We start from the raw sequence: 11092 nt of genomic DNA on the forward strand, positions 1-11092 counted from the left end.
GCGACCCGAAACCTTACGTGTGGACCAAGACTGCGGACGAGATCCTTAAACGCCTCGCCAGCTATCTGAACAGAATTCCAGACTCAGAACACTAGCCAGACATGCAAAAAGCCCCCCAGTGCTTGCGACACCGAGGGGCTCAAAGCGCAAACCTCACGCCGCCCATCCCTGAACGACTAGCTGCAAGGCCGGGATTGCCGTCCCGTATGGCCCGCAGATTGAGGAGCTCGATGTCCAGTATGGACGAAGCCACCCCGAACACGCCATCGCTTCCCGTCGAGTGGCCGCCGACAGCGATCCCCGGCCAGCCGACCGCCCCGCCGCCCGCCGCAGACCCCGAGGGCGTAGAGGTCCTGGACCTGCTCCGGGACGCGATCCGGCGCTACGTCGTGATGCCGAGCGACGAAGCCCTGACCGCGACCACGCTCTGGGCGGCGGCGACCCACCTGCAGCCGGTGTGGCAGCACGCACCGCGCCTGGCGGTGGTCGGGCCCGCCAAGCGCTGCGGGAAATCGCGGCTGCTCGAAGTCCTGATCGAGGCGGTCCACGAGCCGCTGATCACGGTCAACGCCTCCGCCGCGGCGATCTTCCGGTCGATCGGCGAGGGCAACCCGCCCACGCTCCTGGTCGACGAAGTCGACACGATCTTCGGCAGCGCGAAGGTCGCGGAGAAGAACGAGGAGATGCGCGGCCTGCTCAACGCCGGCCACCAGCGCAACCGGCCCACCCTGCGCGTCACCGGCCCCAACCACGAGGTGGTCAAGTTCGACACCTTCGCCATGGCCGCCCTCGCCGGAATCGGCGACCTCCCCGACACGATCATGGACCGGTCGGTCGTCATCCGCATGCGCCGCCGAGCCGCGACCGAGAAGGTCAGCTTCTGGCGCTACGGCCGCGACGACCTGGCGGTCCGCGAGCTCCGGACCCGGCTGGCAGCCTGGCTCGCCTCCGTACGCGAGAAGGCACTCGCCCTGGAGCCGAAGATGCCGGTCGAGGACCGTGCCGCCGACACCTGGGCACCGCTGCTCAGCGTCGCCGACCTCGCGGGCGGACACTGGCCCGTCCTGGCCCGCACCGCGTGCACGGCCATGACGGACTACGAGTCCGGGCGCGACGAGGACGGCGGCCTGAAGATCCGCATCCTCGCCGACATCCGCCGCGCCTTCGCCTCCGAAGGGGACCAGCCGACGATCCGCACCGGCCGGCTCCTGGAGATCCTCAACCAGGACCAGGAAGCGCCCTGGGCCGAGCACAGCCCCAACGGGCTCACCCCGCGCGGCCTGCAGATCCTGCTCCAGGACTACGGCATCAAGTCGGCCAACCGCCGCTTCCCTGGCGGCAACCAGGCCAAGGGCTTTACCCGCGCCCAGTTCACCGACGCCTGGACCCGCTACTGCCCTCCCGAGGCAGCCGCCACGCTCCCCGTCGAGCCCGGCGCCTGCCCCTCCCCGACTCGTCCCACTCGTCCCCGCGCAGGTCAGCGCGGGGACGAGTCACCGACCCGCAACGAGTCGACTCGACATCACCGCCCCACCCGTACCTGCCCTGACCAGCGGCAGGACGGGTGGGACGAGTCCCCACCGCTCACGGCCGCCCACGCCGGCGGCCACACCCAGCCCTGGAGCCCTCCACCTTGCACCTCCCTGCTCCGAGCGCCCCGGCAGCCATGCGCAGCATCCGCGCCGGTATCGCGCGGTTCGCCTCCGGCACCAAGAACGACGACCTCAAGCGGCGTGCCGATCCCGGCGACGCGCGCCGAACACCCGCACCCGCGGGGAGTCGTCGTGTGAGCCGCACGGGACGCATCGCCCTCGTCATCGGCCTGGTGGCCGTCGTCCTCATGGCCTTCCGGGTCTCGTGGAACGCGCTGTCCGACGTGGCTCGTGCCATCGGCGCCGACTCCACCGCCGCCTTCCTCTACCCGATCGTCGTCGACGGCCTGATGGCCCTCGCGCTGATCGCCACACTCGTGCTGACCGACGCCGACCGGAAGTTCGCGCTGCGGGTCCTGGCGACCTACACGATCGCCAGCCTCCTGCTGAACTACGTGCACGGCCTCGTACCGGCCCTGCACACCGACTCGATCCAGTGGGGCCGACTGACCGACCAGGACATCGCGAACTGGGCCCTCGTACTGCTGGCCACCTCACTCCCCATCGGATCGATCTACTTCGGATCGGACCTCGTGGCCAAGGTGCTGCACCACAACCACGAGTCGGCCGACTCCCCCGAAACGGCCTCCGGCCAGTCGGTCGGCGAGCAGGCCCCTCAGTCGACGCCTGACCGGCCCGGATCGATCCCCGAGCAGCTGACCGAGTCGACCCCCATGAAGGTCACCGAAGCGCCCGTGACGGGGTCGGCCGAGGGAGTCGACGCAGCCCCCGGCGCCCGACCACCCCGGTCGGTCGCAGCGGCGGAGTCGACCGGAGCTGCCCCACGTCGAGCGACCGGTCGGGTCCCCGCCGCTGCCAAGTCGACCGCCGACCGGACCCGCACCGACGACGAACTTCTCGACAAGGCCCGACTCCTGACCGCCGACTGGACCGGTGACCAGCTGACCGCCGAGCGCTTGCGGACCGAACTACGGATCGGCCAGAAACGCGCCCGCATCCTGCGCGACCGACTGCAGGTCGAGCGGGCAGGCCAGGACCAGCCCGCCCTGTACGACGGCTCCGAGATCGGGTCACTCGACGGACTCGACGGCGCCACCGCCCCCGTCGGCATCGCCTGACCCTCGCACCGGCCCCGTCCTTCCGTCGCATCCCGGGCCCCTGTGCAGCCGAGCGCACAGGGACCCGGAGACCGCGCACAACCCAGCACCCAGCGGAGAACCGACCCATGCACGACCCGAACCACGAACTCCCCATTCCCCAGCAGGAGACGACCACCGGCCCCGTTGGCGCAGCAAGTTGTCGGGTAAGGAGTCCTTACCCGGCCTCCGCCCCAGGAGAGGCGGAGGCGTCCGGCGCCGAGGGGGCGCCGATGCCGGCCGGCCCGGGGGAGCCGACTCGGGGAGAAGCCACACAGCCGTCCGCGCCGCGCCGCCGTCTTCGCGAACCCACGCTGCGTGAGAAGCGCGTCCACCCCCGTTACAGCCACGACGAGTTCGCCCTCCTCGCGACAGCCGCTCACCTCAGCCGCATGTCGGTCGGCGGCTACGTCGCCGAGACCTCGCTCGCCGCCGCCCGCTCCGACGACCCCACCGCCGCGGTCGCCGACTACCGCGCCATGGTCAAGGCGCTGATGGCCGCCAATCGCCAGCTCGCACTGATCGGCAACAACCTCAACCAGCTCGCCTGGCACCTCAACAAGGACGGCACCTGGCCCGCGCCGGACATCGTGGCGCGGCTGCTGGACCGGGTCGAGGCATCGGTCGACGATGTGGACGTGGCCGTCGCCCAGGTGATCTCGGGGCGGTGACCACGTGATACCGAAGATCATCCTCGGCAAGGGCGCCCGCGCCACCCGCCGCCTCATCGGCTACCTCTACGGCCCGGGCAGCGCCAACGAGCACACCGACCCGCACCTGGTGGTGTCCTGGAACGGCTTCGCTCCCGATCCCGGCCGCAGCCCCCACCGCAACCCCAGGGACGTCGAGGACCAGCTCGCCGCGCAGCTCGACCAGCCCGCGAGGATGCTCGGCGACAAGGCCCCGACGACCACGGTGTGGCACTGCCCCGTGCGTGCCGCGCCCGAGGACCCGATCCTGACCGACGCCCAGTGGGCGGACATCGCCCGCCGGATCGTGGCCGCTGCCGGCATCGCCCCCGAAGGCGACGAGGAAGCCTGCCGCTGGGTCGCGGTCCGCCACGCCGACGACCACATCCACATCGCCGCCACCCTCGTACGCCAGGACGGCCGCCGTCCCCGCCGCGACTATGACATCCGCGCCGTCCAGCGCGAAGCCCGCAAGATCGAAGCCGACCTCGGCCTGCGCCGCCTCAACCCAGGCGACGGCACCGCCGCCAAACGCCCCACCAGCAAGGAACACTTCAAGGCCAAGCGCCAGGGCCAGGACACCACCACCCGCGAGATCCTGCGCATGCGCGTCCGCCGCGCCGTGGCAGCCGCCTCCAGCGAGACCGAGTTCTTCGCCCTGCTGGACGCGACCGGCGTAGACGTGCGGCCCAAGGTCGGACCGTCCGGCGACGTCCTCGGCTACAGCGTCGCCCTGCTCGGCGACCTCAACAAGCACGGGGAACCGGTGTGGTTCTCCGGCTCCACCCTCGCCGGCGACCTCTCCCTGCCCAAGATCCGCCACCGCCTCACCGCCACCAGCCCCGAACCGACCACCGTCCGGCCGGCCGACCCCTGGCACCAGGCCACCGCCGCCACCGAACGCATCCCCCACCACCTAACCCACAGCAGCGACCACACCGCCCAAGGCCAGCTCGTCGCCCTCGGCGGAGCCCTCGACCTGCTCCCCCTCACCGCACCAGCCGCGGCGAGGACCGAACTCGAACGGGCCGCCGCCCTCTTCGAGCGCGCCACCCGCTCCCGCATCACCTCCGACGCCGACAGCGCCCGCGTCCTGCGCCGCAGCGTCCAGACGATCCTGCGCACCCCCGCCGCGACACGCGACGGCGCCGGGCTGGCGATGCTGCTGGACGCCGCCCTCATCGCCGTGGCGTTCGCGCGGCACTGGCACCGCGCTCACCGGCACGCCCAGCAGGAAGCGGCAGCCCAGCAGGCCCTCGTCCATCTCCAGACCGCGTACGCCCAGGTCGCCGTCCCGGTCCTGGACGACCTCGCCCGCCGCACCCCCGGCATCCAGACCAAGCACCGCTACGCCCGCCACCTCCAGCAGGCCGCCCCCGATCACGCCGACCGCATCCTCCATGACCCCGACTGGGACGCCCTCGCCACCGTCCTCGCCGACGCCGAAACTGCTGGCCACAACCCGACCACCCTCCTCGACCAGGCCCTCGGCCAACGCACTCTCGACGACGCCCGCAACCCCGCCCGCGCCCTGACCTGGCGCATCCACCGCCTCGGCCAGCGCCACGCACCCAGCCCCCTCGCCCAGGCAGCAGCCATGGCCCGCAGCACCGTACGCAGGCCCACCACCCCGTCCCACCTGTCAGCGGTGTCACCGGCAGCCACTCAGCCGCAGCCGCGACGGCGTTGATCAGTCGGCCTGTTCCGAAACGGAACAACGAAGCGTTCCGTTTCGGAACGCCCGGCTTGTTCCGAAACGGAACGGACCGCACCCCGTTCATTTTCTGAACGGCGGTCGTGTTCAGTTACTGAACAGCCGCCCTGTTCATTTTCTGAATAGGGCGGCCACGGCAAGAAGGACTGCGTAGGACCACCGGCCGGGCAACTCCCTCACGCCGGCCCACCGTCCTCGGTACCGTGCTGGTACGAACTCTGTACGGACAGACCGGCGCGCCCCGCACGGACGTCCGGCGGTTGGGGAGGTGTCCTGATGCTGGAGGAAGCCGAGGAGATCGGCCGACGCGTCCGCAGGGCGAGGCTGCGGCTGGGGATGCCGCAGGCCGATCTGGCGGCGGCCCTGGGGAAGTCGCAGGGCTGGGTGTCGAAGATGGAGCGGGGCCTGATCGAGCTGGACCGGGTCGGTCTGCTCAACCAGGTCGCCGCGGAGCTGCACGTCCACCCGAACGACCTGATCGGGCGGCCGTACCGCAGCTCCCCCGACGACAACCAGTGGCAGATCGCCGCCTCCTCGATCCTGCGCGAGCTGCGTCGCTACGACCTCGCCCCGGTCTTCGAGGGGACGCCGAGGCCGGCGACCCAGCTGTGGCGGGAGGTGACGCGCCTGCACCGACTCCGGGACACCGCCTCCAACGTGGCGATCCTCCGGGTCCTGCCCGACCTCTTCCGCGAGGCGCGGGCCCTGGCCGAAATGTCGGAGGGGCACGAGCGGGAGGAGGCGTACGCGATATACGCGGTCTGCTGCAAGTTCGCCCACACCGCCGCCCACTCCCTCGGCCACCCCGAGCTGGTGGCGATGGCCTGCGAGCGGGCCGCGTGGTCGGCCCGGCTGTCCGGGGACCCATTGCTGCCCGCGGTCGCGGACTGGATGCGGGTCTGGGACATGTGGGCCACGGCTGACTGGGCGGACGCGCTGACGCTCTCGGACAAGGCGATCGGGTCGGTGCAGCAGGCGTACGAGCACGGCGAACCGCTTGCCGTACGCGCCTGGGGCACCCTCCAGCTCCGGGCAGCGGTCTCGGCCGCCCGCGCCGGGCGCGCGTCGGAGGCAGAGGACCGGATCGGGTACGCGAAAGACGCCGCCGAGCGGATGGACGCGTACGTCGGAATGCCGGTGTACGACCGGCACTCGCTGACGTTCTCCGCCGGGAACGTGCAGATCCACGCGATCAGCGTCGCTCTGGAGATGGGCGAGCAGGGCAAGGCCCTGGAGATCAACCGCCGTACGACCCCTGAGCTGGTCGGCGCCCTCCCCAACTCCCGTCAGGGGCACCACCACATGGACATCGCGCGCGCGTGGCTGTGGGACGGCAACCGGGACAAGGCCCTCGTCGAGCTGGAGACCGCCGAGCGGATCGCCCCCCAGCTCGTACGCAACCATCCCATCGCCCGCTCGACCCTCCGCAGCATCGTCTACGCCGAACGGGCAGCTACGCGCGAGAAGTTGCGACGCATGTCCGACCGCTTTCACCTGGACGGATAGGGGTCGTATTCCTCCGGCTCATATTCGGGGTCTTGGGCGTCCCTAACTTCGAGGGCATGACTGGACGAAGCTTCCCCCATCTCCCCGCTCAAGGAGTCGAGTTAGGAACAGCGGCTCCTTTCCTCCCCCAGCTCGGCGACCTCGCAGCCGACACGGCCCGCGAGGGCCGCGTCGGTGTCGTGGTCACCCTTCCCGGTGAGGGCTCCGCCACCACCTACCACCTGTGCCCGCCCGGCGGCGGGCCCGCCTGGTCCGCGCCGGCGGACGGCACGACACTGCGCCCGGTGCCGGCGCAGGCGACCCACGCCACTCTGCTGCCCGGCCGTGACGCGATCTACGACCCGCGTGCCCGTCAGGGTTCGGTACCCGTGACGATCCACTTCGAGGACGGCTCGTCCTCCGAGGGGGTCCTCATCCTCACCTCGGCCGAGCTGGAACGGCTGTACGCGGAGACCTGCCGCCTTCTCGACAGGCACGAGAACGTCCTCGGCGAGACCTCGTGAGCAGAGCCCGTCACCGCGTCCCTCGCCACGCGCCTCGCGTGGGTCCGGACCGCAGCGGCCGGATCGCTCTGGCGTTCCTCGCCATCGCCGGCCTGGCCGGGCCCACCTGGGCACTGCGTACCCAGGCCGGCCAGCTCCTCGACGCCACGGGCCACCGAGTGGCCGTGGCCGTGCCGGACATCGTTCTTCCGCCTCTCGCCACCGGCCACTGAACGGCCCTCCGCCGAGGAGACCCGGAGCCTCCCCGCGCCGCTCCCGCACCACTCGGCGGAGGGCGACCAGCCCCATCACTTGGAACCGAGGCCTCTTCTTCAGGGACCCCGAACCGGTCGAGGGGGAACCAGCGCCGCTGTGGCGCCCAGGCGCCGGCTGCGTGGAAGTCGATCGCGAGCGTCGCCGGATCGCGGGGCGAGACCCCTTCAGCAGACACTGCGCTCGTGTACGCGCCCCCTCGTCGGCGTGGACCTCGACGGCGAATCACCGGTAGGCGTCACGACTCGTACGTCTCCTTCCATCGATCTCGGTGCCGCCGGTCCGCCTGGCCCAGGCCATTCACCGCGCCGAGCGACGGCAGCGAGGCGCAGCACCCGTCGCGCCGACAGAGGTCCACGACGAAGTCCTCGAACTCCGTCCCCGTCATCGCCTCGACCTCGGCAAGCGTGCGCTGTCCGGCCTTCACGGCCTCGTCACGCCGCCACTGCCGATCACTGCCCCTGATGAACCGATCGGTGCGCCGCAACCACCACCCACCGCCGGCAACGCCACCGAGAACAAGCCCACCCACGAGATGCGGCCAGATCACGCTCCAGAAGGCCACCGGCAAGACGGCTCCCACGCCCCCAGCGATCGCACCGATCTTGAAGTCGCTGCTGGCGACGCTTACGCGCAGCCGATGCCCGCCGCTTCCGTGCCGCCAGCATGGCCCTCCCTTTGGTTCGGCACAGCAGGATCAAGGACGCGGCACTGAACCGTAAAGGCGCCGATCAGCCAATGGCTGACGAACGACACTCCGGAGCGCACAGTCGTCCTCGGCAATCTCGCCGCGGTCGAAGCTGCGGACAGCAGCCCGGAGGCGGCGTGCCGGTACGCCATCCAAGCCTTCGACCAGCTCACCGTCACCTGGTACGCCACGGGCATGGAGCACATCCGCGAGGTCCGACGCACGCTCGCCCCTTGGCAGAACGAGCAGTGCGTCCGAGGCCTCGACGATCGTCTCTACGAGGGGCCGGTCTGCTCGACGGTCACGCAGAGGGCATCACCGTGAACCCGGAGCGCAAGACACGTGGTGCTGTACGAGCTGGCGATCGGCAAGTACATCAAATCCAAGGGGCACGACCTGGGTACCCTGGCCGCCTTCTCCGGCACCCTGGACGACCGGAGCCGGCCATCCGTCAGCGGGGCGAGTCACTCAGGATCCGAACAGGTCCGCGCATGTGGACAACACGCCGCGGGCGGCACGCTCTTGGTGAGGTGCCGCCCGTGGTCGCATCAGTCGACTCGACGTGTCCTGACGCCGTTGGTCTCGAAGTCATAGACGTTCTGGTTGATGCGGAGGCCGTCGACCGCGCCGATCCACATGTGGTCGCGGCCCTTGCCCACCGCGGCCGTGTAGACGGTCGCTCCCAGGCCGCCGTCGTTGAGCGAGGTCTTCAGCTCCTCCAGGGTGCACTCGGCCGCCGGGGTACAGATGGTCTCGTTCCCTGTGAGGTACCAGTAGCCCGTCGAGGTGGCGTCGATGAAGCCGCTCCAGCGGTTTGTCACGGGGGAGGCATCCGGCACCCACACCATCGTGGAGTAGTTGTCGGCCGGCAGCGCACTCAGGTTCGGATCGATCTCGAACCTGATGTTCGGCATGTTCTCGGCGCCCCCGTAGCTCACGTTCTCACCGGTCTGGAAGACGTGGAACCCGAGCCTGCGCAGGCCCTGCACCGGATCGCCGTAGAAGTCGACCTCGTTGCCGAAGTCGACCTTCTCGCTGGCCGGACTCAACGAGGTGGATCCGTCCGCCACCGCGATGCCGAGGCTGCCCCGCCCGAGAGGCGGCCTGGCGGCGGAGCCCGTCACGCCGAATGACCCGAACGGGCCGTTCCTCAACTCGGCGACCGGAGAGCCGATCGTGTTACGGGCGATCACACCCCAGTGGTCCGGGCGCGCGTGGTCCCTACCGTTCCCATCTGCCACGGCAGACACCGAACCGGAGAGTGTCGAGGCGACGATCACGGACAGTGCGGCGGCCACGAGCACTTTCCGCCGGGTAACGCGAAAGCGTGAGCTCACACCCACTCCTTCCAAGTAGCTGAAGGGCTCCGGCCTGCGCCGTGCCCAGCTGACGCGACGCCAGCATGTGACCCACGGTGACGTCGCACTCACCATATGCACCTATAGTCGCCCATTACGCAACGGGTGATCTGAGGCGCCTAATACGCTCCGTAGCGACCGCGACCCCTGCGAGGGTGCTGCGTACACAGCGGACCGGGGGCTTTCCCGGCGACGGCGGCGTCGTTTCCGCGCCGCGAGGCGTGGGCGTGAACCCGCCAAGGACAGGGGCTCTGTCGTGGAAACCTCCGACACCAGGGAGGACCTGACCATGCCCTCGACAGCAACCAGGTAGCGGCAGGTGCCCCCTCCCAAGCCCATGGCGCGGGTTCGCTCCCGGTGGGCACCGTGGGCATATCCCTCCTGGGAGCCGTCTGAGCGCCGACCTACTCCCCCAAGCCTCCGCGACACCGCCCGAGCCCACCGCGCACCAACGCTGTGACCAGGCGAAATGACAAACCGGCCGGTGAAGATCCGGACCGAACCTCACTCGGGACGAAGAGGTCGTGGGTTCAATCCGCCAGCACGGCCCCCCCTTCGTTCGACGCCGGCGGGTTCAGGTTCGCCCTCGTCTCCGCACCCCACCCAGGCTGCGTGCCACGACGTGCCAGTTCCCATGGCAAGCTCCAGGCCAGCGGTCTGGGGCTTGTCTGCTGACAGGCCAGTCTCGCCGTTCGTACACACCCTTCAGCCCCGCGAGATGGGGCACGCGGAGGGCATGAACATGGCATTGTCTCGCCGGAGGGGTCTCATGAGTACTCTGACCTGCTCTTACGGCGGAGCTACCGCCACTGCGGCCAGGTAGAAGCTCTGAGCCGGGTGTTACCTGTACCGGAAACACAGGGCCGCCTCGCCCTCCTGCGGAATAATCAAGACATGGCAGCCACACCCAGCGTTCCCGAGCTCCGCCGAGCCAGATTTGCCAGGCGGCTTCCCGCCAAGCTCTCGGAGCTCGGTGGCCCCGCCCGCGGCCACGTCGACCTTCCGCTGCACCTCGCGTGGTCCGGCCTGTCTCGGTTCGACCTCGACCAGCCCCGATTGCGGATGGGCTGCTACCGGATCGTGCTGGCCGAAGGGCAGCACGATGACCTGGTCCATTACCTGAACCGGGAACTGCTCGTCGCCATGTGGCCCGTCCTGCGCACACTGATCAGCCGGGACATCCGCGATGTCTGGGAGGACGCCTTCAACGAACTGACGCCCGACGCCCAGGCTGCTGCGTGAATCTCACCGAACTGCACCGGCGGCTCCTCGCGGATGTCCTCGCCGTGGGCGATGTCTACCCGCTCGTGCTCACGGGTGGCTACGCCGTCCAGGCACACGGACTGGTCGACCGGCTCAGCAAGGACCTCGATGTCGCCACCGAGAACCCGGAGCCGATGGAGAAGATCGCCACCGCCGTGCGCGTCGGGCTGGAACAACGCGGCTGGCAGGTAAGAGCGTTGGAAACCGACCCGCTGTCCGCGCGGCTGATCGTCACCGACACCTCCACCGGCGAGGAGTGCGAGGTCGATGTCCTCAGTGGACGTTAAGTCCGTTTCTGGTAGCGGCCTCGTCCGGGTTGGGTGAGGAAGCCTTGGCGGGTGAGGCGTCCGAGGCGGCTGCGGGTGATGTT

The 11092-nt window shown here is 70.0% G+C and carries 9 protein-coding genes and 3 pseudogenes; 10 read left to right on the top strand and 2 right to left on the bottom strand.

Going from position 1 to position 11092, the window contains the following annotated elements; all coding sequences use genetic code 11:
• Positions 1–239: 239 nt before the first annotated feature.
• The 7 genes and pseudogenes from ACFUJR_RS37015 to ACFUJR_RS37045 form a co-directional block, all read left to right on the top strand.
• A pseudogene (locus tag ACFUJR_RS37015) lies at positions 240–1439 on the top strand (DUF3631 domain-containing protein); the annotation flags it as partial.
• A gap of 347 nt (positions 1440–1786) precedes the next feature.
• Positions 1787–2731, top strand: coding sequence for a DUF2637 domain-containing protein (locus tag ACFUJR_RS37020; protein WP_383178716.1), 945 nt, complete (start codon positions 1787–1789; stop codon positions 2729–2731).
• Positions 2732–2982: 251 nt separating this feature from the next.
• Positions 2983–3420 (top strand): plasmid mobilization protein, encoded by a 438-nt coding sequence (locus tag ACFUJR_RS37025; protein WP_383178719.1) that lies wholly within the window; start codon positions 2983–2985, stop codon positions 3418–3420.
• A 4-nt stretch (positions 3421–3424) separates the two neighbouring features.
• Positions 3425–5128, top strand: coding sequence for a mobilization protein (locus ACFUJR_RS37030; RefSeq protein WP_383178722.1), 1704 nt, complete (start codon positions 3425–3427; stop codon positions 5126–5128).
• 300 nt (positions 5129–5428) lie between these two features.
• Entirely contained in the window at positions 5429–6658 is a 1230-nt protein-coding gene (locus ACFUJR_RS37035; protein WP_383178725.1) for a helix-turn-helix domain-containing protein, read from the top strand.
• Positions 6659–6714: 56 nt separating this feature from the next.
• Positions 6715–7161, top strand: a complete 447-nt coding sequence (locus ACFUJR_RS37040) for a hypothetical protein (RefSeq protein ID WP_383178728.1) — start codon at positions 6715–6717, stop codon at positions 7159–7161.
• A gap of 38 nt (positions 7162–7199) precedes the next feature.
• Positions 7200–7373, top strand: a complete 174-nt coding sequence (locus tag ACFUJR_RS37045; protein WP_383178731.1) for a hypothetical protein — start codon at positions 7200–7202, stop codon at positions 7371–7373.
• A gap of 278 nt (positions 7374–7651) precedes the next feature.
• Here the strand turns inward: ACFUJR_RS37045 and ACFUJR_RS37050 are convergent, their stop codons facing one another.
• Positions 7652–7984, bottom strand: a complete 333-nt coding sequence (locus ACFUJR_RS37050; RefSeq protein ID WP_383178733.1) for a hypothetical protein — start codon at positions 7982–7984, stop codon at positions 7652–7654.
• A gap of 192 nt (positions 7985–8176) precedes the next feature.
• On the opposite strand from ACFUJR_RS37050, the pseudogene ACFUJR_RS37055 reads away from it, so the two are divergent.
• Positions 8177–8425 (top strand): annotated as a pseudogene (locus ACFUJR_RS37055) (transcriptional regulator); the annotation flags it as partial.
• A 224-nt stretch (positions 8426–8649) separates the two neighbouring features.
• On the opposite strand, the gene ACFUJR_RS37060 reads toward ACFUJR_RS37055, so the two are convergent.
• Positions 8650–9294 carry a hypothetical protein gene (locus ACFUJR_RS37060; protein ID WP_383178736.1) on the bottom strand — a complete coding sequence of 215 codons (645 nt, stop codon included), beginning with the start codon at positions 9292–9294 and terminating at the stop codon, positions 8650–8652.
• A gap of 1059 nt (positions 9295–10353) precedes the next feature.
• On the opposite strand from ACFUJR_RS37060, the gene ACFUJR_RS37065 reads away from it, so the two are divergent.
• On the top strand, positions 10354–10701 hold the full coding sequence (locus tag ACFUJR_RS37065) for a transcriptional regulator (RefSeq protein ID WP_383178738.1): 348 nt from the start codon (positions 10354–10356) through the stop codon (positions 10699–10701).
• A pseudogene (locus ACFUJR_RS37070) lies at positions 10698–10997 on the top strand (nucleotidyl transferase AbiEii/AbiGii toxin family protein); the annotation flags it as partial. The gene ACFUJR_RS37065 and the pseudogene ACFUJR_RS37070, both read left to right, overlap by 4 nt.
• Positions 10998–11092 lie beyond the last annotated feature (95 nt).

This window comes from Streptomyces sp. NPDC057271, from assembly GCF_042668715.1.
GTDB lineage: Bacteria > Actinomycetota > Actinomycetes > Streptomycetales > Streptomycetaceae > Streptomyces.